General features: G+C 40.6%; 28 protein-coding genes and 1 riboswitch. Of the genes, 6 read left to right on the top strand and 22 right to left on the bottom strand.

All coding sequences use genetic code 11. The features are described from left to right. Positions 1-110 precede the first annotated feature (110 nt). Positions 111-593: an SH3 domain-containing protein gene (locus tag LJE11_RS13145; protein ID WP_227296082.1), complete on the bottom strand. Its 483-nt coding sequence runs from the start codon at positions 591-593 to the stop codon at positions 111-113. A gap of 199 nt (positions 594-792) precedes the next feature. Next, positions 793-1788 carry an XdhC family protein gene (locus LJE11_RS13140; protein ID WP_227296081.1) on the bottom strand — a complete coding sequence of 332 codons (996 nt, stop codon included), beginning with the start codon at positions 1786-1788 and terminating at the stop codon, positions 793-795. Positions 1789-1870: 82 nt separating this feature from the next. On the opposite strand from LJE11_RS13140, the gene LJE11_RS13135 reads away from it, so the two are divergent. After that, positions 1871-3082, top strand: a complete 1212-nt coding sequence (locus LJE11_RS13135; protein ID WP_118669996.1) for a dicarboxylate/amino acid:cation symporter — start codon at positions 1871-1873, stop codon at positions 3080-3082. A 57-nt stretch (positions 3083-3139) separates the two neighbouring features. On the opposite strand, the gene yedF is transcribed toward LJE11_RS13135, so the two are convergent. Both yedF and hydA read right to left on the bottom strand, forming a co-directional pair. Next, a complete protein-coding gene (yedF, locus tag LJE11_RS13130) occupies positions 3140-3754 on the bottom strand; it encodes a sulfurtransferase-like selenium metabolism protein YedF (RefSeq protein WP_022381449.1) in 615 nt (204 codons plus the stop codon). A gap of 29 nt (positions 3755-3783) precedes the next feature. After that, the gene (hydA, locus tag LJE11_RS13125; RefSeq protein ID WP_227296080.1) at positions 3784-5154 is read right to left on the bottom strand and encodes a dihydropyrimidinase; all 1371 of its coding nucleotides are present in this window, start codon (positions 5152-5154) and stop codon (positions 3784-3786) included. A 366-nt stretch (positions 5155-5520) separates the two neighbouring features. Between hydA and LJE11_RS13120 the strand changes: the two genes are divergently transcribed. From LJE11_RS13120 to LJE11_RS13110, 3 genes are all read left to right on the top strand, one after another. Then, the gene (locus LJE11_RS13120) at positions 5521-6153 is read left to right on the top strand and encodes a helix-turn-helix transcriptional regulator (RefSeq protein ID WP_020993722.1); all 633 of its coding nucleotides are present in this window, start codon (positions 5521-5523) and stop codon (positions 6151-6153) included. Between the two features lie 329 nt (positions 6154-6482). Then, complete coding sequence (locus LJE11_RS13115) at positions 6483-7751, top strand: sensor histidine kinase (RefSeq protein ID WP_008704836.1); 1269 nt, start codon at positions 6483-6485, stop codon at positions 7749-7751. A gap of 64 nt (positions 7752-7815) precedes the next feature. Further along, positions 7816-8532, top strand: a complete 717-nt coding sequence (locus LJE11_RS13110) for a LytR/AlgR family response regulator transcription factor (protein ID WP_020993721.1) — start codon at positions 7816-7818, stop codon at positions 8530-8532. A 92-nt stretch (positions 8533-8624) separates the two neighbouring features. Here LJE11_RS13110 and LJE11_RS13105 read toward each other — a convergent pair whose 3' ends face one another. Next, positions 8625-8810, bottom strand: a complete 186-nt coding sequence (locus LJE11_RS13105; protein WP_062807559.1) for a hypothetical protein — start codon at positions 8808-8810, stop codon at positions 8625-8627. Between the two features lie 362 nt (positions 8811-9172). Between LJE11_RS13105 and LJE11_RS13100 the strand changes: the two genes are divergently transcribed. Continuing rightward, positions 9173-9700 carry a hypothetical protein gene (locus LJE11_RS13100; RefSeq protein WP_062807558.1) on the top strand — a complete coding sequence of 176 codons (528 nt, stop codon included), beginning with the start codon at positions 9173-9175 and terminating at the stop codon, positions 9698-9700. Between the two features lie 281 nt (positions 9701-9981). Here the strand turns inward: LJE11_RS13100 and ilvC are convergent, their stop codons facing one another. The 3 genes from ilvC to LJE11_RS13085 all read right to left on the bottom strand — a co-directional run bounded on the left by ilvC (position 9982) and on the right by LJE11_RS13085 (position 12908). Continuing rightward, on the bottom strand, positions 9982-11001 hold the full coding sequence (ilvC, locus tag LJE11_RS13095) for a ketol-acid reductoisomerase (protein ID WP_008704844.1): 1020 nt from the start codon (positions 10999-11001) through the stop codon (positions 9982-9984). A 128-nt stretch (positions 11002-11129) separates the two neighbouring features. Beyond that, a complete protein-coding gene (gene ilvN, locus LJE11_RS13090) occupies positions 11130-11627 on the bottom strand; it encodes an acetolactate synthase small subunit (RefSeq protein WP_008704845.1) in 498 nt (165 codons plus the stop codon). A gap of 228 nt (positions 11628-11855) precedes the next feature. Beyond that, entirely contained in the window at positions 11856-12908 is a 1053-nt protein-coding gene (locus LJE11_RS13085; protein WP_227296079.1) for a tyrosine-protein phosphatase, read from the bottom strand. Between the two features lie 245 nt (positions 12909-13153). Between LJE11_RS13085 and LJE11_RS13080 the strand changes: the two genes are divergently transcribed. Further along, positions 13154-14098: an AEC family transporter gene (locus LJE11_RS13080; protein WP_025580981.1), complete on the top strand. Its 945-nt coding sequence runs from the start codon at positions 13154-13156 to the stop codon at positions 14096-14098. Positions 14099-14115: 17 nt separating this feature from the next. Here the strand turns inward: LJE11_RS13080 and LJE11_RS13075 are convergent, their stop codons facing one another. The 14 genes from LJE11_RS13075 to LJE11_RS13010 all read right to left on the bottom strand — a co-directional run bounded on the left by LJE11_RS13075 (position 14116) and on the right by LJE11_RS13010 (position 24901). Beyond that, a complete protein-coding gene (locus tag LJE11_RS13075) occupies positions 14116-14925 on the bottom strand; it encodes an HAD family hydrolase (protein WP_025580980.1) in 810 nt (269 codons plus the stop codon). Between the two features lie 53 nt (positions 14926-14978). Next, on the bottom strand, positions 14979-16247 hold the full coding sequence (locus LJE11_RS13070) for a M18 family aminopeptidase (protein WP_177964118.1): 1269 nt from the start codon (positions 16245-16247) through the stop codon (positions 14979-14981). Between the two features lie 132 nt (positions 16248-16379). Then, positions 16380-16706: a cupin domain-containing protein gene (locus tag LJE11_RS13065; RefSeq protein ID WP_008704853.1), complete on the bottom strand. Its 327-nt coding sequence runs from the start codon at positions 16704-16706 to the stop codon at positions 16380-16382. A gap of 136 nt (positions 16707-16842) precedes the next feature. After that, complete coding sequence (gene folK / locus LJE11_RS13060; RefSeq protein WP_008704856.1) at positions 16843-17694, bottom strand: 2-amino-4-hydroxy-6-hydroxymethyldihydropteridine diphosphokinase; 852 nt, start codon at positions 17692-17694, stop codon at positions 16843-16845. A 57-nt stretch (positions 17695-17751) separates the two neighbouring features. Next, positions 17752-18561 (bottom strand): dihydropteroate synthase, encoded by an 810-nt coding sequence (folP, locus tag LJE11_RS13055; protein WP_020993717.1) that lies wholly within the window; start codon positions 18559-18561, stop codon positions 17752-17754. A gap of 39 nt (positions 18562-18600) precedes the next feature. Beyond that, the gene (locus tag LJE11_RS13050) at positions 18601-19098 is read right to left on the bottom strand and encodes an HD domain-containing protein (protein WP_008704860.1); all 498 of its coding nucleotides are present in this window, start codon (positions 19096-19098) and stop codon (positions 18601-18603) included. Further along, positions 19095-19652 (bottom strand): GTP cyclohydrolase I FolE, encoded by a 558-nt coding sequence (gene folE / locus LJE11_RS13045; RefSeq protein ID WP_008704861.1) that lies wholly within the window; start codon positions 19650-19652, stop codon positions 19095-19097. The genes LJE11_RS13050 and folE overlap by 4 nt, the downstream gene beginning before the upstream one ends. Positions 19653-19787: 135 nt before the next feature. Beyond that, a riboswitch (THF riboswitch) is annotated at positions 19788-19884 on the bottom strand. A 65-nt stretch (positions 19885-19949) separates the two neighbouring features. Beyond that, positions 19950-20933 (bottom strand): ATP-binding protein, encoded by a 984-nt coding sequence (locus LJE11_RS13040; protein ID WP_008704862.1) that lies wholly within the window; start codon positions 20931-20933, stop codon positions 19950-19952. A 5-nt stretch (positions 20934-20938) separates the two neighbouring features. Continuing rightward, positions 20939-21397 (bottom strand): DUF4869 domain-containing protein, encoded by a 459-nt coding sequence (locus LJE11_RS13035; RefSeq protein ID WP_008704863.1) that lies wholly within the window; start codon positions 21395-21397, stop codon positions 20939-20941. A gap of 237 nt (positions 21398-21634) precedes the next feature. Further along, positions 21635-22048, bottom strand: a complete 414-nt coding sequence (locus LJE11_RS13030) for a hypothetical protein (RefSeq protein WP_008704864.1) — start codon at positions 22046-22048, stop codon at positions 21635-21637. 14 nt (positions 22049-22062) lie between these two features. Beyond that, positions 22063-23592: a Y-family DNA polymerase gene (locus tag LJE11_RS13025; RefSeq protein WP_008704865.1), complete on the bottom strand. Its 1530-nt coding sequence runs from the start codon at positions 23590-23592 to the stop codon at positions 22063-22065. Positions 23593-23628: 36 nt separating this feature from the next. Beyond that, the gene (locus tag LJE11_RS13020) at positions 23629-24084 is read right to left on the bottom strand and encodes a YaiI/YqxD family protein (protein WP_008704868.1); all 456 of its coding nucleotides are present in this window, start codon (positions 24082-24084) and stop codon (positions 23629-23631) included. A 10-nt stretch (positions 24085-24094) separates the two neighbouring features. After that, positions 24095-24463, bottom strand: a complete 369-nt coding sequence (locus LJE11_RS13015) for a VOC family protein (RefSeq protein ID WP_020993716.1) — start codon at positions 24461-24463, stop codon at positions 24095-24097. Positions 24464-24490: 27 nt separating this feature from the next. Next, positions 24491-24901: a peptide deformylase gene (locus tag LJE11_RS13010; protein WP_008704871.1), complete on the bottom strand. Its 411-nt coding sequence runs from the start codon at positions 24899-24901 to the stop codon at positions 24491-24493. Positions 24902-25109 lie beyond the last annotated feature (208 nt).

Here is a 25109-nt window from a genome sequence, read left to right as displayed (position 1 = left end):
TTCTGCTTTTACTTATACATTTCTGTCAACATTTTTCCAAAAAAGCCTTTATTGTACCTCTCATAGAAATATATTCAAAGAGGACTGATACAAATTTTTATATCATCAGATTATTCTGAACTTTCATCATAAGACGTATCTGCTGATGTATCTGCTGTAGTCTCACCTGCGTCTGCTGCCGGAGCTGTTGTTGTCACAAAATCTCCGCTTGCATAACAGGTCTGTCCATTATAATCCACACGAATCCATCCATTCTCGCATACACCTGTACTGTTCAGCTGAGTTCCGGCTGCCACACTTGAAATCAGATCCGCATCTGAACTTGCATCAGAACGAAGATTTAATTCTGATGACGCATAATAGGTATCGGATTTCACTTCTACTTTTACACCACTGGCTGTCTGCTCTGCTGCCGGCGTTGGTGTTGCTTCCGGTGTCGGTGTTGCCTCTGAAGCCTCAGGAGTAGGTGTGACTTCCGGTGTTGGTGTTACTTTAACGATCATAACGCTGGAATCAATAGTAGGATCAAATCCGCATCCCTGAGCAGCAAATGCAAGTCCCAGTACAAGAACCAGCCAAAGTGATTTCTTCATAAGTAGTTTCCTCCTTTATCAAACACGCTCTGTCCCCTCGTGTTTTCTGTGTTCGCTTTATGTATTAATATACACGATTCTTACAGATAATTCAAGTATGCGTTTTGTCCTGCTTTGTCTGCTTTCTTCCATTTGCGCGGAATTGCTGCAGGGTTACTGTTCACTCCGTTCTCAGTAACGCTGTAGGTTCTGTGTTTATCTACAACAATTCATAAAGGACTTCCACCTCGCCGCCACAGATCATTCCCAGATTCGCACCGCCCTGGTTAGACAGATTATATTTTCTGATTTCACCATGCTGCGCTTCTGGTGCATATTTCAAAGCCTGAAATTCTACATTTCCGCCTCCGATGCTTCCATATGAATTCCCGTCTTTATCAATAAACATTTTACTTCCTGTCCCTCTTGGAGAAGAACCACTCTTGGATATGATCGTGATCATAATTCCATTTTCTTTTTTCCTGACAGCATCCTCCACAGCTCCATCAATATAAGAAACATCATACCTGTTCTTTTCCTGAACGATCTCCGCAGCAATACTTACAGCAATCTCTGCCGGCATATGTCCTCCGATCGGCAATCCAATCGGTGCATGGATACTGTTGAGCTGTTCTTCGCTGAAACCTTCTCCGAGTAATTTTTCTCTGGTCAGTTTTATCTTATTTTTACTGCCGATCATTCCCAGATAAGTATAAGGGCGTCTCAGGATCTGTCTGGCACAGGCACTGTCTCCGAGGTGACCTCTTGTCACGATCACATAATAAGCATTTTCATAGGCCGGTATTTTGTCTGAAAGCTCATCATAGCTGCCTTTGATCAGCCGATCGGCATCCGGAAATCTCTCTGAAGTCACAAAATCTTCTCTGTCATCCATAACAGTCACATGAAATCCCAGCATTTTTCCGATTTTTGCAACAGGCTGCGAAACATGTCCGCCTCCAAAAATGATAAGCTGCGGATTTTTCACATAAATTTCCACAAAGAAATCTACATCTCCCATATGAACAACTTTTGTCTCCTGGCACTCCGCCAGATCAGCTTCATATTTTTTCCAGAAATCTGCTGTATTTTCATCGGATGATAAACAATGGTTTTCCTTTATCAGACATTTTTCGCCCTTATGATTCCCGTTTAAAACCATTGCTGTTTTTACTTTTCCTGTTTCTTCCAAAATTTGATAAATTTTTCTATACATAACTCTCTCCTGTTTCGATATAAAATACCTTTTGACCATGACATCATTATATATTATAATTGACAGAAAAAGGGGGATTATTATGAAAAAAAACTTTTTTCTACACAGTCTGCCCTTCAGACTGCTTGTCGGCGTGGCTTTTGGAATCTGTATCGGACTTCTTCTTAATATAATAGATGAATCTGCCATTACGACTGCAGTACTGAATGTGGTTGTAACATCGAAGTATATTCTTGGTCAGCTGATCAGCTTTTCTGTTCCGCTGATCATCATTGGATTTATCGCACCATCTATTACCAGACTCGGAAACAATGCTTCCAGAATGTTAGGTGTTGCAGTCAGTATTGCTTATGCTTCCTCACTGGGAGCTGCTTTATTCTCTGCATTATCCGGATACCTGCTGATCCCACATTTGTCCTTCAGCTCCACTGCCAGTCATCTCAAAGCTTTGCCGGATGTAGTTTTTGAACTTTCCATTCCACAGATAATGCCTGTCATGAGTGCACTTGTACTGGCCATTATGCTGGGACTTGCATCTGCATGGACAAAAGCCAGTCTGATTTCTTCTTTTCTTGAAGAATTTCAGAAGATCATACTGGCTATTGTATCAAGAGTCATTATTCCGATTCTCCCATACTTCATCGGACTGACTTTCTGTTCACTGGCATACGAAGGAACAATCACCAGACAGCTTCCTGTATTCCTTCAGGTAATCGTCATTGTTCTGATCGGACATTTTATCTGGATAGCTCTTCTATATATACTTGCAGGAATTTATTCCAGAGAAAATCCTCTGAAAGTTGTGAAACATTATGGTCCCGCCTACCTCACAGCCATAGGTACCATGTCATCTGCTGCCACAGTGCCGGTCGCCCTCCAATGCGCACACAGGGCAAAACCTCTCCGAAAGGATCTGGTAGATTTTGGTATTCCGCTGTTTGCCAATATTCATCTCTGTGGTTCTGTCCTCACAGAAGTATTCTTCTGTATGGCAATCTCCAAAATTCTCTATGGTGCAGTTCCTGCACCGGGGGCCATGGTTCTTTTCTGTGTCTTGCTTGGAATTTTTGCCATTGGTGCTCCGGGTGTACCGGGAGGCACTGTTATGGCATCTCTCGGTATTATCACCGGTATCCTGAAATTCGGCGATTCTGCTACAGCTCTGATGCTGACTATCTTTGCCCTTCAGGACAGTTTTGGGACAGCCTGTAACGTAACAGGCGATGGTGCCCTGACTCTGATTCTTACCGGATATGCCAGATACCACAATATCAGAGAACAGAAATTGCAATAAAAGTTCAAAATACCATCATATCTGTCTTTTTTCTCAGATATGATGGCCTTCATTTTCTTACGGACGAATCACCTTATCTGCACCTGTCATACGCTCTGCAATCGTATACATATCGGTAACTTTTCCAACCATCAGTTTCTCCATCAGTCCATAATGCTTCAGGCAGGTACCGCAGGTCAGGATTTCCACGCCCTCTTCTTCCATCTTTTTCAGATCTTCCAGACTTTCAGAGTCTTCTGTTGTAAGTTTTGCACCTCCATTATAGAAAAGGATTGTATCCGGATGTGTTTCCATCTGAGAAAGGGCATAGATAAATCCTTTGATCAAAATCTTTCCCAGTTCATCATCACCATTTCCCATAACATTTGAGGAGATTACCGCTACCGTCACTTTTTTATGCGGTGCTTCGCAGACAAATTCCTCTTCTTCCAAGGTCCCACCTGTCTGTTCAGTCTTTACTGCCATCTTCACCTGATACTTTTTGTCTCCCAGTTTTTCAGATACAAACGTACAGCCTGTTTTATTTGCAAGTCTGCTCAGATTATTCACTGCGGTTTCATTATCGATCAGAATTTCAATCTCATCACCGACTGCCGCATTATCAATAACCTTCTTTGTCATCACTACCGGAATCGGGCACTGTTTTCCCATTGCATTTACTTCATGTTTCATTTTCTGTCACCTCTTGTTATTCTTTATATTCACTGCTTATTACCGCGTTTAATATATTTTCCTGTTTTCTCCAGAATTACTTTTCCATCCTGCACCACATGAGCTCCTCTTAAATATACGCTGTCAATATCTCCATGAAGCTTAAATCCCTCATATGGATTATTATCCGTATGATACAGATGTGTCTTTGCAGAGATAACGTTTTCCTTCTCAGGATCAAATACAACAATATCTGCATCACTTCCCTCACGTATCACGCCCTTATTGGGATACACTCCGTAAAGTTTAGCTGCATTCTCACTTAACAGACGGCACATCTGTTCCTGCGTGATCCTGCCTGTGCGTACACCGTATGTATAAAGCAGAGTTCCTCTCGTCTGTACTCCCGGCAGCCCTCCCGGAATCTTCGTGAAATCATCTTTACCAAGAGCTTTCTGCTCCATTGTAAAGCTGCACTGGTCAGTTGCAACCGTCTGGATCTGATCATTCGCCAGTGCTTTCCACAGGCAGTCCTGATCTGCTTTCTTACGGATTGGAGGTGCACACACGTATTTGGCACCTTCAAAATCCGGTTTTGAATATACACTGTCATCCAGAAGTAGATACTGCGGACAGGTTTCCGCATATACCTTTTGTCCGTTCATTCTGGCACGCATCACTTCTTCAAATGCTTTCCGGTTGGTAAGATGTACTACCATTACAGGAGCATCTGCTGTATCTGCGATCACAAGAAGGCGGTGAACTGCCTCTGCCTCCATAATATCCGGACGCACCAACGGGTGATTCTCAGGTCCCAGACGTCCCTCTTTTTTGGCTTCTGCGATCAACGCATCGATTGCCCCTGCATTCTCACAATGTACCCCTGCAAAACATCCGTATTCATTTAATTTCTTAATAATCTTATAAAGGTCACCGTCATCTACGATCATTGCCGGATAAGTCATGTAAAGCTTAAAACTGGTAATCCCTTCATTGATCATATCCTGTATTTCTCTCTCAGTTTCCTCATTCCATTCCACAACAGACATATGGAAAGAATAATCACAGGAACATTTCCCATCTGCTTTCTTATGCCACTTCTCAAGGCCTTCCTTCAGCGTATGACCACCTTTATCCTGAGACGCATAATCGATCACCAGAGTTGTTCCTCCTGCAATGGCAGCTCTTGTTCCTGTTTCAAAATCATCTGCCGTCACTGTTCCTGCCACTTCCAGGTCAAAATGTGTATGTCCGTCTATAAATCCCGGAAAAAGCAGCTTACCGTTTACATCAACTATCTGTGCATCCTCTGCTTCCAGATTCCGGCCTACTTTTACAATCTTCTCTCCATCTATAAGAACATCTTCTATAACAGACATATCCCCCGATACTACTGTACCATTCTTCAGTAAAGTTTTCACTGTTTCTGACACCCCTTTCTTTATTATAAGTTAGGGACAAAAAGTATTTTACCCCTAACTTATCGCAATTCTCATGTTTAAAATATACCACGATTCCTATATCACTTCAATGATTTATGATTATAATCACAAATTTTTTAAGGTATTCACATTTATTTTTTTTAGGCTCTTTTTATTTCCTTTTTTTTATGATAGAATATAAAAAATGTGCAGTTTCCATGTATCTGCACTGAACGTTTTGACGGATAAATTTATCCGCTTTACTACATGCTCATAATCGAATGACTGTTACTGCTCAGACTATAGAAGCCCCTGCCTGATTCGGTTATGATCCGTTTAAAAGTTATATTAATAGGAGGAAATCAAATGGGACGACTTACTGTGTTAAAACAAATCGCTGCTGATCTTGCTTCCCAGTTCGGACCTGACTGTGAAGTAGTAATCCATGATCTGAAAACTTCGGAGCCGGAACATTCCATCGTCTACATCGTAAATGGTCATGTTACAAACAGAGATATCGGAGACGGACCATCCAATGCTGTTTTTGATGCGATCCGCAATCAGGAAAAAGGAGCAACCCCCGAAGACCATACCGGTTATCTGATGAAAACAGCAGACGGCAAGATCCTGAAGTGCAGCACTTCCTACATTCATGATGACGATGGTACCCTTCATTATGTTTTCGGAATCAATTATGACATTACCAAGCTTACTATGATCGAATCTGCCCTTCATTCTCTTGTCACTCCGGAAAATAAGGAAGAGAAGCCCAAAGAGATCACTCATAATGTCAATGATCTTCTTGATCATCTGATCGAAGAATCTGTAGCTCTGGTAGGCAAACCTGTTCCTTTAATGAATAAGGAGGATAAGGTTACTGCTATTCAGTTCTTAAATGATGCAGGTGCTTTCCTTATTACCAAATCCGGAGATAAGGTTGCAAATTATTTCGGAATCTCCAAATATACATTGTACAGTTATATTGATGTAAATAAGTAAAAACAGGAAAGAATGATATAAAAACAGACCTGCATGGTACTTTTCCATCAGGTCTGTTTTTCTTCTGTTTTCTTTTTTCATCTAGCGCCGGTATATCGTTAAATATGCTCTCTCTTTCATCTCCTTCCTCGTAATTTTTTTCGATATTCCTTTATAGACTGATTATAACACAGAACAACAACATTTTTTCTCTTTCACGCGAACAGTAATTATATGGTGTGAATGGTATGGAAAAAGGTTGTCTTTAAATTTGAAATCTTTTATACTTGATATATATACAACATTTTGATGATAAATTTTATTAATCCTTATCAGACGGAGGTGCTGTTATGTCTGAACAGATTTTATCTGCTGTTCATGGTGTCACTACCATGCTCTTTGGAATTTACTGTTCTGCATTTTTTCTTGGAATCAAACCGATCAGAAAAAATATCCTGACTATGTTTCTGTTATTTTTAGGGCAGGGACTGTTATATGTAATTGATCTGGCATTATTTGGGGAAACTCTTGCAAATATGTCCTATCCTCTGATCGTACATTTTCCATTGGTTTTATTCCTCTCCGTTCATTATAAGTATCCTCTGATTTCTTCCGCTGTTTCTGTCTTTTCTGCCTATCTGTGTTGCCAGATAAGCAACTGGACCGGATTATTCGCTTTGGCAATAACAGGATTACAGTGGTGCTATTATTCTGTGCGGATCTTAACAACAACCTTAACTTTTGTCCTTCTTTATCGATATGTATTTCGATCTACAAAAACAATTTTTACAAAAAATGCACGTGAGCTTTCCATCATCGGTTTCCTGCCATTTGTATATTACGTTTTTGATTATGCTTCCACCAAGTTTTCAACTTTACTTTATTCCGGAAATAAAGCAGTTGTTGAGTTCATGGGATTTGCATTCTGCATTGCCTACCTGGTATTTCTCATCATCTACTTTCAGGAATATGAGAATAAACAGGAGATAACGCAATACAGCAATCTTCGTGAAATGCAGCTTCAATCCATGCAAAACGAAATTGAACAGGTAAAGATCAGCAGCCAGAGACTGGCGATCCTGCGGCATGATATGCGCCACCATCTGAGTATTATTCTGACCCAGCTGCAAAACGGACATCCGGATAAAGCACAGGAATACATCCATGAAATTAATTCCGCATATGACGATACGATCATCGCCGCCTATTCCGGAAATGAAATGCTGAACTCTGTGCTTTCCATTTATCATTCCCGTTTCACAGACAGAGGATTGTCTCTTATATGCAATGTTTCTACAGGAAAAGAACTTCCATGCTCCGATCTGTCCCTCTGTACAATCCTGTCCAATGCGCTGGAAAACTCCATGCATGCACTGGAGCAGCTGGAATCACCTTCAAAATGGGCCCGGCTTACTCTTTCACAGAAAAAGAATCACATTCTGTTCCAACTGGAAAATCCCGTAGAAAAAATTCCGGCATTTGTAGATGGAGTTCCGGTTTCTACCAGAAACGGGCATGGAATCGGTGTCAGGAGTATTATTTATTATGTGGAACAATTACATGGACAGTGTCATTTTTCTATCGTGGACCATTGCTTTGTCCTGCGAATCATCATCTGACACAGGATTTTCACTGCCGGATACAATACATACATTTATTCACAGAAAGGTTTTGATAAAAATTATGAATATTGCAATTTGTGATGATGAAATACTCTTTACCCGGGAATTAAGTTCACTTCTGACTCACTGGGCGGAAAAAAATGATTTTTCACTTACCCTGTATCCATATTCCAACGGTGATGATCTGTTAACAGCTCTCCGGACAATTCCGGTAGATCTGATCTTTCTCGACATCATCATGCCATTATTAAACGGCATAGATACAGCAAGAGAAATACGCAGCATGGGACTGACTGTTCCTGTGATTTTTCTGACTTCTTCCAGAGAATTTGCCCTGGATTCCTATGATGTAAAAGCTTTTCATTATCTTTTAAAACCAGTAAATACTCTGAAACTTTTTTCTGTTATGGATGATTTTTTTAAAACTTATCATGTTCCGGCTGAAACTTTCGTCGCACATACTGCAGACGGATTCTGCTCAATTACGCTCAATGATGTAGATTATCTGGAAGCTCAGAATAAACAGGTTCTGGTCTGCCTTTCAAATGGAACTACTTTAAAAATCCGCGAATTATTTGTAAAGTGTGAAGGGGTCTTTACTCCGGAAAAAGGATTCTTTAAATGTCACCGAAGCTATATTGTAAACCTGTCCCACATAAAACAGTTCACAAGAACTATGGTCACTACCGGCATTTCCTCTGTCCCTATTTCCAGAAATAACTATTCTGCATTCAAAGATGCCTATTTTTCATATATGTTTGATTCCAACTCCGGTTAATCCGATAATTACAGCATTTGCGGGTTACTATCCCCTCCGTTCTCAGCAATACATTTTGCAGTTCACTGCTTTTCGTACACCCTCACATATTCTTATCGTTCCATTTCATGTGCCTGTTTGTAGATTTCACAGGCAGCATAATTCACACATCTGTCATGTGCACAATCCATAAACGTGAGGGTTCTTTTATCTCCTTCTATCGTATATTCGCAGCAGACAGTCTGCCCGCCATTACATGTTCTGCAAAATCCCGAAATAAACTCTTCTTCTATCTCCATTTTATCCTCCTCAATTTTCCTTATATCTCATTATCCTTCCGAGAAACAAAAATACAGGCAACAATATATTCGTTACTGTTCACAAATATTTTTATTTATTCGTCCGTTTTTTGTTGCATTTTACAACAAACAGATTTATAATCAGTATAACATAGAAATGTGCGGAAACACTATAACAAACATAAAATAATCGTAACTGTTCAGTACCTTCACAGTTACGAGTCAAAATCCATTAAAAATCGCCTTCGGCGATGGGATTTTGACTTGTATGTCTCGGGATTTTGGCATGTTCATGCCAAAACACCTCGCGGGATAGTAGACTGCTGAATAATTACAAATAATCAAAAAAGAGGGAAAATGTCATGAACAAAGAACTTTATGATGAGGCAATACGCTCCAATATCCTGTCACGCAAACTAATCGAACAGTTGATGGAAAGTATGAATTACAGTAGTATCTCTTTTATCAACTGGACTGTAGAGGTACTAAAGATTATTAAAACACGTCTGGAACGCGGAGATAAAATCACAGACGAAGTATCCGGAATTACTTATGATATAAAATCTTTCCGAAATTTTGTAAGCACCAATTTTTCTTCCTATATTACAAGTCAGGTCTTTGATGCTCCTGATAAGGCAGAGAAAGTATATTTTTCTCTGGAAGCCACCGAAGACGGACATGCCTACAATATGGTTATGGCAAGTTCATCAAAGAACAAAACATATAAGTGGATTTCCAGTCTCAGTGAACGCTTTTCATTAGTGGAGATGATCGCTACCGGAATTGTATATCTGAAGGATAACAGGACAGATACATATCAGCCATTTATTTCCGGAAATGGTAAGTACTGCAGATATGACGTAGAAAAAGGACAGATTATCGAATTATAAAATGCTGAGATTGATTTGCATCTTGTTATATTATGCATAATCTTAAGAATTGCATAATACAGAACAAACAACAATCATTGAGTCAGTACATACAAGAAAGAATCCTGCTTGCAGGATTCTCCGCCTGCGGCGGGTCGCTTCAGCGACATAATTCCTCTCCGCCGCAGTGCGATCCTGCCCGGAGGGCTTTTTTATGTTATAGGAACATTACGGAGTAATTTCCTATAACATAAAAAATCCCCTGCCATTCAGCAGGGGATTTTAATTTAATCATATTCAGATTAGTTGTTGATAAGTTTGTCTTCGCCATTCCAGCTGTAAAGTTTACGGATTTCTTCGCCAACTTTCTCAGACTGATGCTCAGAAGCTTTCTTTCTCATAGCTTTGAAGTGAACCTGTGCACCTGCATCAGACATATCAAGTAAGAAGTCTTTTGCAAATGTACCATCCTGGATATCAGAAAGAATTTTCTTCATAGCTTTCTTTGTATCTTCTGTGATGATCTTAGGTCCTGTGATGTAGTCGCCATATTCAGCAGTATTGGAGATAGAATATCTCATTCCTGCGAATCCTGACTGATAGATCAGGTCTACGATCAGTTTCATTTCATGAATACATTCAAAGTATGCATTTCTTGGGTCATAACCAGCTTCAACAAGTGTTTCGAAACCAGCCTGCATAAGTGCGCAAACACCACCGCAAAGTACAGCCTGCTCACCAAAGAGGTCTGTCTCTGTCTCTACACGGAATGTAGTTTCAAGAAGACCAGCTCTTGCTCCGCCGATTCCAAGACCATATGCCAGTGCAAGATCCTGAGCTTTTCCTGTGTAATCCTGCTCTACAGCGATAAGACAAGGTGTTCCTTTTCCAGCCTGATACTCACTTCTTACTGTATGACCAGGTGCTTTAGGAGCGATCATTGTAACGTCAACATTCTTTGGTGGTTTGATGCATCCGAAATGGATATTGAAACCATGAGCAAACATTAACATGTTGCCTTCTTCAAGGTTTGGCTCGATGGATTCTTTGTAAAGTTTAGCCTGTAATTCATCATTGATAAGAATCATGATGATATCTGCCTGTTTAGCTGCTTCAGCTGCTGTATATACCTTAAAGCCCTGCTCTTCAGCTCTCTTCCAGGATTTACTGCCTTCATAAAGACCGATAATGACATCACATCCGGAATCCTTTAAGTTCAGAGCATGTGCATGTCCCTGGCTTCCGTATCCAATAATTGCAATTTTTTTACCATCCAGTAAGCTTAAATTACAATCTTCCTGATAAAAAATCTTGTTAGCCATTTTATTTTCCTCCTGCTAATCGTAAAAAAATTTATCGTTAAGGGATGCTCCCCTAGCAAACTATATATGTACTGTTTCTGAGATATTCTTCCATTTCCTGCATTCCGAAAAGCCTTCCGGTCTTTTCATCAGAAATAGGTTACATCCTGCGAACCTCGTGATAAACCGGTCATTCCTGTACGTGCAAGTTCGAGAATCTCGTAATCACCCATCAGCTCAAGAAATGCTTCCAATTTATTATGGTTACCTGTCATCTCCAGTATCATGGAATCCACACTTACGTCTGCAACTTTCGCATGGAAAACATCCGCTATGGAAATGAGTCCCTGTCTCTGCTCCGGTTTCGCAGCCACCTTGATCATCATTAATTCATGGCATACGCTGTTGTCCGGCTCCAGGATCTTAATATCTCTTACATCTACAAGCTTGGCAAGCTGATTCGTGATCTGCTCCAGAATCAGTTCATCCCCGCTGCACACAACGGTAATTCTGGAAAAACGCTCGTCCGCTGTTACACCTCCGGTAATGCTGTCGATGTTATAGCCTCTGCGGCTGAATAATCCAGATACTCTGGTTGTTACACCTGCAGTATTATCTACTAACAGGGATAATACTCTCTTCTGCATGTCCCACCTGCTTTCAACGTGTACATTTTCACCACGTTAATATAATAAATAGCTCGTATGGTTACCATTATATCAATAATCGTGATTTTGTCAATAAATTTTTCGCACAAAAACAAATGTCTTTCTGTGACGTTACTGTTCACTTCGTTCCCAGCAACACGCTTCGCGGGATATTACCAGTGAACAGTAACTCTATGATAACTTTTGTAAAAACATCAAATCAACTGCCTATATCAGATATTTATTTCTGAATTCTTCGATCATTTTCGGTTTCAGATAAAATACGGTCTGGAAAAACTTTTCCATAGAACCATAAGTCTTTTTCACTGTTTCAAAAACAGCAGCCAGATACTCCTCTTTTACATTATATATAATTGGAAGCTTCTCGGTCATTTTCTCATCTGCCTCCGGCCAGGTCTGTACAAGTCTCTGCATATATACCAGTTTGGGCTCCATATAACGGTTTGTGCGCAGATAGTCTTCATATATCACATCTTCCTCCACCCCCAGCAGACTGAGCAGAAAAGCAGTCCCGATCCCTGTACGGTCCTTTCCAGTTCCGCAATGCCACAAAACAGCACCTTTTTCCTGCCTGAAAAGAATATCGATAAACTTCGCATACTGTTTCAACACCAGCTGATCCATGCATAAATTCCGGTACTGTCTGATCATATATTCTTCCATATCATCCGGGAGTCCTGCAAGCATTTTCACAAACTGTTCTCTGTTGCTGATAACCTGCACATCCTCATCCACAACCGGTACATGGTAGTATTCTACTTCTGCTATAATAGTATCCGGTTTACATTTTCTCTCCTCTGCCGAACGCAGGTCGATCACCGTCTTCAGATTGTATTCTTCTCTAAGTCTGTTCTTATCGCTCTCTGAAATGTGATAAAGTTCCCCGCTTCTCAGAAGCCGCCTCGGCAGGATGTGTCTGTCATCAGCTGTAACAATCGCACCCAGATCTCTGGTATTCGGCAGACTATAAAGAGATATCCTGCCGCCCTTCGGGAAACCTGTTGCCATATCCGGGTTTAATATCTTAAGAATGCGGATACACTCATGAATCTCTTTTTCTGTCATATCGAACTTGTATCTCTTCTTACGTCTGGTAACAATTACAAGATAATTTACACTCAGCTGTCTGTCATCACCTTCATCTGCTCCCTCTTTTCGCATATATGCCCATACAATGTCTTTACATGGAAGATTGTTTATCATCATATGTCTGGTAAAAACCAGAAATCCATCTTCTATCCTTATCTTTCCATATTTCATGATCCACCACTCCACTGTCTGCAATTTTATTACTGTTCACTCTGCTCTTAGAGCGTGTCTGAAAAATCATTCCCGCAATCTGCAAGGCATACTGAACAGCAACCATTTTTTTCAGAATAACACAGAAATCGGAATTTGACAATTCCTGTCAAACGTTTATAATCATGGTGTTATTGTGATATAGCAGTCACCTTATGAACCGTACTTTTTGTACAGAAATCATTTTTTTGAAAGGATTTATGAAAATGGAGAATCTTATTTTCTGTCTTAATGCTACAATCCCGATTTTTCTCACCCTGATGCTCGGGCTCTTTTTTCGGAAGATCGGACTCTTTGATGACACCTTTGTCAGCCGTCTGAATAAGTTCGTATTTAATGCAGCTCTGCCTGCGCTTTTGTTTCTGGATATTGCAAAGTCAGATTTCTACAGTGTGTGGAATACGAAATTTGTATTGTTCTGCTTCTTTGTCACACTGATCAGTATCGGAATTTCCACAGGACTTTCCTATCTGCTGAAACCGCGAAATATCCAGGGTGAATTTATCCAGGCTTCTTACCGGAGCAGCGCTGCGATCCTTGGAATTGCAATTATCCAGAATCTTTACGGAAACGCAGGAATGGCACCGCTTATGATCATCGGAAGTGTGCCGCTTTATAATGTGATGGCAGTTATAACACTGTCACTGTTCGCTCCCGGCGGCGGTAAACTTGATACCGCAAAGCTTATCCGAACCCTGAAAGGAATCGCCACGAACCCTATTATCCTTGGTATCCTGACAGGTATGGTGTGGTCACTGCTTCATCTGCCAATGCCAACAATTCTGAATACTGCCGTAGATAATCTCGGAAAAACAGCGACTCCTCTTGGGCTGATGGCCATGGGTGGCGCACTGAAATTCGGCAAGGCATTCGCAAGACCGAAGCCACTGATCGCATGTACCTTTCTGAAGCTTGTGGGATATGAAGCTGTATTTCTTCCACTGGCTGTGCTTCTGGGATTTTCCCATGATATGCTGGTTGCGATCATTATCATGCTTGGTTCTGCCACTACTGTAAGCTGTTATATCATGGCCAAAAACATGAAGTATGACGGCGATTTTACTTCCGGTGTGGTTATGACTACCACTCTATTAAGCTCCTTTACCATGACAATCTGGCTCTATATATGCAAAAGCCTGGGACTCATCTGATCCCAGGTTTTTTGTGTTTATATCAGCTTCAGATATTCCAGTCCGTTTCTGATTCCATAATGGAACATATCCTGTGTAATATGATCAGCCAGAGCTTTTATTTTCTCCGAACCATTTCCCATGGCAACCTTCACCGCCGCATATTCAAACATGGCGAGATCATTATTGCTGTCTCCAAACACGATCGTATCCTCCCATGGAATATCAAAGAGTCTGCACACTGCCGAGATCCCCACTGCCTTGTTAAAGCCCTTTGGGACAAGTTCAATGGTGGTTCCCGCAATCCCTGAACCACTCTCATGACGGATAATGTCATAATACTCACTCAGTTCCCTGCAGGCAGCTTCTGCATCACAGCCCTTTATCATTTTGGCACTGATCTTATTAATGCGCATACAATCTTCATTTCCCCTGATGGGACGCCATTTAGATCCTAAAGATTCTGTGATCAGATCCGTATACCAGTTCACATCTGTATTATATTCATCCTTATCATAATACATGAAATCTGCACCTTCCATAACCGGGACCAGACCATATCTGCGCAGGATTTCCACTGACTTTTTTGCAACTTCCGGGGGCATCTCTTTATTAAAAAGACGTTCTCCATCCTTTTCAATGGTAGCCCCGCAGGCACTGATCATACCGGTAAACGGAAGCTCTTCCAGATACCAGGAAACAAAGGCCCTGCTCCTGCCTGTGCAAAGCCATGCGTCATGACCGTTTTCTCTTAATTTCTTCAATGCCTCCTTTGTGCTCTGGGGTACACCCTTTTCCATATCGCAGAGTGTTCCGTCTGCATCAAAAAACACTGCTTTTCTGTTCACTTTCTTATCTCCTGATTTTTATGTTTACGTTTATCTGCCAGTGTGCCGACAAGCTATGCAAAAAATACTGTCGCTGCCTTAACCAGGCTCTCTGTATCTTTCGCACCTGTTGTTTCATATACAGAGTGCATGGCAAGCTGTGCCAGACCGATATCCACTGTTTTCACAGGAACCTGGGTATTGGAAATATTTCCCAGCGTGGATCCGCCTGCCATATCCGAACGGTTCACAAAGGTCTGGTACGGCACCTTTGCCCTGTCACAGATATCCTTGAAAATTGCAGCGGACACTCCGTCTGTACAATATTTCTGGTTTGCATTGTACTTGATCACGATTCCCCCGTTCAGCACCGGACGGTTTACCGGATCTGTCTTATCCGTATAGTTTGGATGGAGAGCATGGGCATTATCTGCAGAAATCATAAAACTGTCTGCAAGTGCCATATAATATTCCTCCTGGGTACGTCCCAGTCCCATATTGATCCGCATCAGAGTATCCTTCAGGAAAGCAGAAGCAGCGCCCTGTCTTGTACTGCTTCCCACTTCTTCATTATCCAGCACACAATGTACAGAAATGCTTTCTTCACGATTTCCCTGCAGGAATCCCTCCATAGAAGAGAATGCACACTGCAGATCATCCAGTCTGGGTGCAGAGACAAATTCCTCATTTACTCCCCAGAGAGTTCCCGGAGTTCTGTCATAAAGAAACAGATCATGTCCCAGAATATCTTCTGTCTTTACTTCTGCGGCCTCAGCCACAGTTTCCATAAATCTGCCCTTTCCTTCCTTATCGCTGAAAAGAGGCAGCATATCCTTCTGCACATTATATTTATATCCGTCATTTACTTCCCTGTTCATATGAATGGCAAGATTAGGAATGACCAGCAGATCTCTGTCCACAGTCACCATCTTCTCTCTGATTTTTCCATCCTGACGGACGATCAGCCTTCCTGCCACTGACAGAGGTCTGTCAAACCATGGAGACAGAATCATTCCACCGTAACGCTCCACATTCAGTTTGATATAAGCATTCTCCACCTCTATCTCAGGATTCTCCTTAATCTTAAGGGAAGGGGAATCACTGTGGCTTGCCATAATATGAAACTTCCACACAGGCTTCTGCGGAATGGAAAAAGCTATGATCGCAGAATGATTTCTGGTCACATAATAATTTCCGCCTTTTTTAAGCTTCCAGTGATCCTCCTCTTTCAATTCTTCAAAGCCTTCTTTGTCAAGCCTTTTGGTCATCTCCGTCACTGCCTGAAATGCAGTAGGGCTTTTCTCTATGAATTTCAGTAACTTCTTTGCTGTTTTTCTGTACATAGTTTGATTCTCCATTTGAATGATTATGAAATGATACCTGGTTTATACTATTTTTTATTATAATCAGTCTGTCCTGGTAATAAAAACAGCAGTCATTATTTCCATAAGAAATATGTGCTGCTGTTTTTTATATCAGTCTTTAATGATCAGAGCCATAAAAACCAGATCTGTATTTCCTGTATTTGCAAGTGCATGTCCATGATTGTCCGGTGTGAATGTAATATCTCCTGCTTTTACCGGACGATAGGTACCGTTGTCATTGTATTCGCCCTGTCCCTGTAAAATATAGTAGGTTTCACTTTCTCCATGATGTTCATGATATCCCAGTGAACATCCCGGCTCCAGGGTTACCTGTGCATACAGTCCACATTTACCATTCAACTGTTCTGCATCAAGGATTTCTTTGATGATTACGTGACCATTTCCACCTGCCATGTGTTCTTCGCGTCTGATTTTCATAATTTTTTGCCCTCCTGTAGATGTTTTCTCTTTTATAGAATTTCCATTGAATATATCATAGCACTGTTTGTAAAAAATGGCAAAGTAAATATCAATGGAACATTCAACAAAATATCGTTACTGGTTACTGTTCACTTTATTTTGCAGTATTTTCAGATTTGTTCAGAAGGCTGTCCAGAAGCTGCGAAATGGTCTGATTTAACACAGGATGTCGCAGATACGGAGCAATCTGATTCATTGGTACAAGAACGAAATCGCGGTTGTGCAGATCAATATGAGGAATATGAAGATCTGGCATATCAATAATTTCCTGATCATAAAACAGGATATCCAGATCCAGTGTCCTTGGTCCCCAGTGGATGATACGTTCCCTGTTTGCCGCCTGTTCTAACTGATGCAGTCTCACAAGCAATTCTCCAGGAGTAAGAAGTGTCCGCATTTTCAGAACTCCATTTAAAAATTCATCCTGATCAGTAACTCCGTAAGGTTCTGTAATAAGATAATCGGAAATTGCCTCTATACGGCATCCTTTTGTCTCTGCCAGACCACGGATCCCATTGTCTATATACATCTTTTTATCACCCATATTAGAGCCAAAAGCAATGTAAGCAGTATGCCATTTCCGTGTAATTTCCACAGATACGGTTTTCAAAGGAAGACCAACCGGTGCCCAGGGCTTTTCAATCTTCAGAGTAATTTTTTCAAGTCCGGAAAGAGAGCAAAGAAGCATTTCTGCAAGATTCTCTGCAAGAGATTCCAGAAGTTTATAAGTATGTTTTCTGGTGAAATCAGTGATCATATGGCTGACTTCGCCATAGTTTATGGAAGCAGACAACTCATCGGTTAATCCCGCCAGACGTGTTCTGGTAAAAAGCGTGGCAGAAATAACAAATTTCTGTCCCAGAACATTTTCCTCGGGATATACACCATGGTTTGCAAAAACCTCCAGCTCTTTAATTTCTATTTTGTCTAATCTGGTCTCATCCATAACAGCAAATCCTTTCTGTATGTTATTTATATTTACCATCTGTTTTGTGCCAGTAATTTATCTGCGTCCCAGGATTGCTTCTGTCATCTGGATCACACGCTTGTTTTCTTTAACATCGTGGACACGGACAAAAGAGCATCCCTTCATTACGCCAATTACACTGGTAGCCAAAGTCCCCTCCACGCGCTGATCTACAGGAAGATCCAGTGCCAGTCCGATCATGGATTTGCGGGATGTACCAAGGAGAACCGGAAATCCCAGATTCTGAAAAAGCTCCAGGTGATTCATTGCTTCCAGATTCATTTCAAATGTTTTTCCAAAACCAATTCCCGGATCAAGCATGATTTTTTCATCTTTAATGCCAGCCTGTCTTGCAAGATTGACACATTCCTGTGTTTCGGCGAGCATATCAATGAGAAAGTTTTGATATTCTGTATTAGATTTGTTGTGCATCAGGCAACAGGCCACATCATATTTTGCGATCACAGCTGCCATTTTCGGATCATATTTTAATCCCCAGATATCGTTAACCAGGTCAGCTCCTGCCTGGATAGAGCTTTCAGCAACACTGCTCTTAAAAGTATCTACAGAAACAGGAATGTCAAAATGTTTTTTGACCGCTTCAATAACAGGAAGAACTCTCAGTGCTTCCTCGTCAGCACTGACAGGAGTATGACCGGGACGTGTAGATTCGCCTCCGATATCAATAATATCTGCACCATCAGCAATCATTGCCTCTGTATGTTTCAAAGCTTCATCCATATGATTCCATTTGCCGCCGTCAGAAAAGGAATCAGGGGTAACATTCAAAATTCCCATTATGTAAGTATGATTCTTAGTATCAAAAAAACGGTTTCCAATTTTCATGAGCAGAACCCATCCTTTCTTTTGTGCTTATGAAGAAGATCAGTATTCAATTTTCATATTTTTTTTATCATCAGACCAATAGCATTCGGAAGCAGCGGAACATAAAAAACAATTTCTGGACTGCTTATCCGCTTTATAAAGAAGTGCTGCCAGCGTACTGCAGGAATCTCCTTTTCGGTGATGTCCAATGGAAGACAGAATCAGTTCTTTTTCCTGTTCTGTAAAGTGCAGATCTGTCAGAATTTCCCGTGCGATTTCTACTCCTGCAATATCATGGGGAATGTTGTACTGATATTGCTGTGCACGTCCTATATCATGAAGAAGTGCTGCTGCATAGATAAGCTCTTTGGGCAACTCCAGATGTTCCTCCAGTGCATAAATGTACATCAACCGTGCAACATCCAGAAAATGTTCAGGGGTATGACGGCAGAAGATCCGTTCACTTTCAAGTTCCTGTATTTTTTTATAATGTTCCTGATAAACCGGGTGCCTCCAGATCCGATTGACACGATCCATATCTGAAAAATTGTTATTCATCCTTTTACCATAGAAAGGAACATTTTCTGCAGTTCCTTATCTTCTGTAAACGCACCACGGGTTACAGTAGTGATTGTTTTGCTTCCTGGTTTTTTTATTCCGCGCATGGTCATACAGGTATGTTCCGCTTCCAGCATTACCATAATTCCTTTTGGATCCAGAGTACGCTCCAAAGCATCTGCAATCTGAACAGTAAGCCGTTCCTGGATCTGTGGCCTTCTGGAATAAACCTCTACTGTACGTGCCAGTTTGCTTAAACCGGTAACTTTGCCGTTGGGGATGTATGCAAGATGAGCTTTTCCATAAAAAGGCATCAGATGATGCTCACACATGGAGTAAAAGGTGATGTCTTTTTCCAGCACGATTTCATTATTTTCTACAGGAAACTGCTTTAACAGATGCTGATCCGCTTCATGACCAAGACCTCCGTAAATTTCTTCACACATGCGGGCAATCCTGTCAGGAGTATCAATCAGACCTTCCCGTGTGATATCTTCACCGATACCTTCCAGAAGCAGACGGACTGCCTGCTCAATTTTCACTTTGTCAACCATTAAAAAATAACCTCCTTTGTATTTTTGAAATGGAGATTATCCTTTTGACCAAATTAAAAAGGATATCTCCAATTGTGATAGAATGTATGTCGAAAACATTCCCTAACACAATATGAGATATCCTCTTATATTGTTTGCAACGGGTGCGGATAATATACCGTAAGACGCACTTTTCGTTTCAGTGACAACTCCCCATTCACCGAACACTTGACGCATAAAATCCTATTTTGCATATCATTCATTTCGGTATTCAGTATACCATGTAATACGATAATAGAAAAGGGTTTTTCTGACTTTTCAGAATGATTTTTCCCAGTCTACCAATTTCATGATTGTTTTTACCGCATTCACTATTCTTGGAGCAAAGTACGCCTTTGTAAGCCTTTTCTTCGAATATGCCCATATAAAATTCTTACTGGTACTTTCTATCAATAAATCTGTAAAATATCGTTCCCAACTGATATACTCTTTACTGTCTATATATTCTTCCGGATTCTGAAGTATTGTTTCTACTTTTACTTCCGGTATTTCCTTTGTTGAAAGTAACAACCACTCAAAAGATTCTGGTGCATAGAGTACAATGTTTCCCTGTGTTTTAATGCATTCACTGATATCTTTCATCTCTGAACCAAATGCAGCTCCATCTACAATGACCAAAATTGTACCCTCTTCATTCGGTCTCTGTTCCAACTGTCTGATGATATTTGACTTCCCACCAGCAGAAAAACAGTTCACACCCTTCTGTCTGGACATTTCTTTAAAAAATTCAAATCCAGAATTGGAATCCTCTGTTATTACAAGTTTCGGATTGATATTCTTTTCCTCTGATATTTCACCGTACAAATGATAAATCTCATTATATTTCTGTTTCGCATCATGAAATTTTCCAGATTTGCGAAATCCATATATTTCACTTACACTATATGGCAATGCCGGAAGCTTTTCTCTTGTGGCCAGTACAAAGTAATTATCAGATCCCTGCACAAGCTGTGCAAACTTCTTTGAAACGAGGAAGCGATTTCCTTCATCAATAAAAATAATGCTTCCTGTTGTTTCTTCTATCTTTCTTTCCCAATCCTCACTATCAATCACTTTACAGGGGCAGTCACAGGAAAGAAATACACCGCTGTCCGCACCATATCTTCCATAATCATGTATAAGATCAATTAAAACAGTCTTACCTGATCCACTGTCACCAGTAATGATTGTAATATTCCTATGAATTACAAAATCATATTTCACTTTTCTGGATTCTACAATGATTCTATGTGAACCTTTCATAATCACTACTCCTGTTTCATTTCATTTAAATACTTATTTGCTATAGGAACAAGTTCCTTCATTGAATGGACCGTTTCTCCTCCATTTTGGACTTTTATCTCAAATTTTGTGTCTTTTCCAAAACTCATCATATGTCTGAGATTAATGGTAACATCTTTAATCCTGCCTATTTCCAATATCCATTTTGCACAGTTATCGCCACAGGTCGAGGCATTGAAAATCCGATCCGGTTCATTTAAAATCAGCAACAACGTTTTCACTCCTCCTGACAGTCTTTCAGGAGGAATCTGTCCCAACACCGGACTGTTAATGCATTCACCACTCAATACTTCTGAATCATCAATATCTTTAATCATCTTTTTCGCCAGTTCTGCATCAAGCCATTCTGGTTCATAACTGTTTTTAAAATAAACATTTGTATTATAAATACTGTTTTTCACATCTCCATAAATAATGTTCAACATTTATAAGAGCCTCCTCTCAAAATACAATTCTTCTTATAACATGGTTTCGTTCCGCCAAAGAATCCCGGTCTGATTTCTCCAACCTTGTGTCCTCTACTGCCAGAACTATAGCAATCCTCTAAAATAATGCATCTTAATCCAGCCCATCAGAGTGTGAAATCCTGCGTCAATATAGCAGAAACTTAATTTTCGCTGTACTAGTGAAACATTCTATATTCTTTGTATCTGTTTTCGCATTTACCACTCTTCACATTTAATATCACTTATCCGTTCGATTGGAATGACCGTTTGATCCGTCATAATTATGGTATGCTCGTATTCGTCTACCTTTTTTACAATACCGGAGCACATAACATAGGATCCACCGGCTTTTTTTGCATCGGGAATAAAATAAGTTATCGATACATTCTGTTCTATACCGATATTATTTCTGATTATGTTGATTTTTTCGTTCAGCTGAGCAATCACTTCCTCACTCAATTCCAATCTTTCATCAGTTAATCTTGCCGTTTCTTTTATCGCAGCATCATGTCCAGTCAAGGCTGCAAAAGGAGCAAACTGCGCTGCCCGATCCCGAAAAGGCATTTGCGGATGATTCTTAGAGACCGGATGCGGTAAATTAATGATATCGTCATAAGAATTATTTTTCATCCCTTCCAACTCCTTTACGCCTTATGTCCGCCAATCTGTTCATTTCTGTCCCGGGCGGTTGCACCTTCCTGAAGATTCATCCCCTTCAGCATAGCATTTTTTCCAAATTTCTTTTTAATACTGAGCATTGCTTCCTGCATACGTTTTTCGCGATCCAGCGCAGCCTCTTCCTCTTCCTGCTTTTTCCTTTGCGCCTCATAATCCGTAAAAAGATCCAACTGCTCATACACTTTTTCTTTCTTTACAGAATTTTCATCCACAAGCCTGTTCGCTGTGATATTAATTCTTCTGATAAGCAGGTTTCTGTCAACAATACCGTCATATAGTTCTATTACTGCATCCGTTATCATTTTTGTTGAGGAAGTCTGCCGTTTCAGATTGGTCGTTCCATGTGCGTGTTTCGGAATTCTTCTTCCATAACGGTCGATCGTAACCTCACCATGATATTTCTTTTTCCTGTCGGTATTATTCAAATTCTCAATATCATAACCAACTGTCAATACAATCTGATCCGTCACAAGCTTCTTATCCACCAAATCCAAAACCATCTGGTCCGTCATCTCTTTGACGACTAATTTTGCTTTTTCAAAGTCATAAGGACAATGAAGTACCTGTCCGGAACAAACACTGTTCGTTTCCGGTTTGTAAGCCTTGACCATTTTCATGGTACAGGGCTCATATCCCCAGGCATGATCGATCAGCAGCTCTGCATTAACGCCAAACAGTTTATATAGCAGATCTTCGTTATATAATTCATTCTCTTTTCCGATGGAACATCTGGCAATATCACCCATCGTATAGAGGCCATATTCTTCCAACTTCTTTGCATATCCCTTTCCGACTCTCCAGAAATCAGTAAGAGGTCTGTGGCTCCAGAGTTTCCTTCGGTATGACATTTCATCCAGTTCTGCAATTCGTACACCATCTTTATCTGCTTTAATGTGCTTCGCCACGATATCCATCGCAATCTTACACAGATACATATTCGTTCCAATTCCGGCAGTTGCCGTTATACCTGTCGTTTTCAGCACATCCTGTATCATGGTCATTGCAAGTTCCCTTGCTGTCATATTATAGGTATGCAGATAATCCGTTACATCCATAAATACTTCGTCGATCGAATAAGGGAAAATATCTTCCGGCGCAATATATTTCAGATAAATGCTGTAAATTCTGGTGCTGTATTCCAGATAGAGAGCCATCCGGGGAGGAGCAACAATATAATCAATCTCCAGTGCAGGATTGATATTTAATTCTGTACTGTCATCAGAAGAACCAATAAATGTTCTGTTCGGTACTTTCCACCTGCGGGCACTATTGGCTTCTTTTACTTTTTGAACAACCTCAAATAAACGAGCCCTTCCGGGTATCCCATAACACTTTAAAGCTGGAGATACCGCAAGACAAATCGTTTTTTCTGTTCTGCTTTTATCCGCAACCACAAGATTGGTCGTCAAAGGATCTCTATTTCGTTCTTTACATTCCACAGACGCATAGAATGACTTAAGATCAATTGCAATATAGGTTCTTTCCTTTTCCGTCATTCTGCACCTCCCAATTCTCCTGTGTTCCGTTTGTGATTATTTCTCCTTATCCATTGCCATATGTATCATTTTCTCGAAGGATTCTCTGAAATGCTCATCATCCTCCGATATTCGTTTTCTTGGTCCTTTTAAATGATTCTTTCCGAATGCTCTTCGTGCCTTCTTATTCAGATGCCGTTCCATAAGCATCTGGTCAATATTCTCATTGGTATACCATTTCCCAGACTGATGAATCGCATAAGCACCTTTTCCTAATACCATTGCCGCCACTCCATAATCCTGTGATACAATAATATCGCCTTTATGACAAATACTGATCAGTTTATAATCCACTGCATCTGCACCGGCTCCAACTACGATCACTTCACTGTAATCAGATGATAACACATGATTGGTATCACACAACAACGTTACCGGAAGATTATGCTCTTTTGCAACTCTTTCAACGATACTGACTACCGGACAGGCATCTGCATCAACCAAAATCTGCATATTCCCTCCTTTAATTGCACCTGAACGGAGTGCGAACCTCAATAAGATTACCACTGGGATCATACAGTCTTACAAGCTTCTGCCCACCTGCAAGTTCTGTCAGTTCGGTGGCATATCGGACGAAATACTTACCAGATTCATATTTCGCAAGCAATCCATCTATATCAAAATCCTCGAAATACAATTCCATCATGTTATTGAACGGCGTAGAAGTTTCATTCAATGTTTTCCCCCATATGTCGGCATCCTGCAAAACAAGTCCCTCCGATAAGATCACATTACCTTCATTCTTAAGAATCACTTGCAGTCCAAATAAGTCCCTATAAAATTCTATGGATTTTTCTATATCATCCACCACAATCAGTACATTCTTTAACATACCGGCCACCTCGCAATCCGCATTCGATTATATGATCTTCCCAGACAAATGATCAATTTCATGTTGACAGATCTGTGCCGTCCATCCGGACAGCTTCTGCCGCTGTTTTTTCCAGTTGAAGTCATAATATTCTACTTCAATTTCCTGATATCTGGTCGTCTTACGAACACCATCCAGAGACAGACAGCCTTCTTCCGTCTCATACATGTCATGCTTTGAAACAATCACAGGGTTAAACATAACAACATCTATAAATCCCATATTCACAATGATAATATTCTTCCTTACACCAATCATATTTGCAGCCATACCAACGCACCATTCCCGGTTCGCCTGCAGTGTGTCCTGCAGATCCTTCCCAATCTGGATATCTGCTTTTGTGGCTGGCTTGGATGGCTGGCCTAAAAAGAAAATGTCTCTTACGATTTGCTTTACCATTTATTTTCTCCTGTATTTAATTTCTAATTCTTATTTATCCTGACCGGAAATCTTTCTCATCGGCTCAAGATTAATTTTACAGCATCAATCAAGTCCTCAGTGAATTACTCGGTAACTGAGTTACCAGAGCATCTGAATTAAGGCGGGATACCTCCTTTTTTCAGGGTGCATCCATGGCACCACTACTGTTTGCTCTTTAGAGCTATAC

The sequence above is a fragment of the Blautia sp. DFI.1.216 genome, assembly GCF_020594215.1.
In the GTDB taxonomy this organism is placed as follows: Bacteria; Bacillota; Clostridia; order Lachnospirales; family Lachnospiraceae; genus Blautia_A; species Blautia_A wexlerae.
The sequence above is the reverse complement of the archived record's forward strand: the minus strand, read 5'-3'. Positions and strand labels throughout refer to the sequence as shown.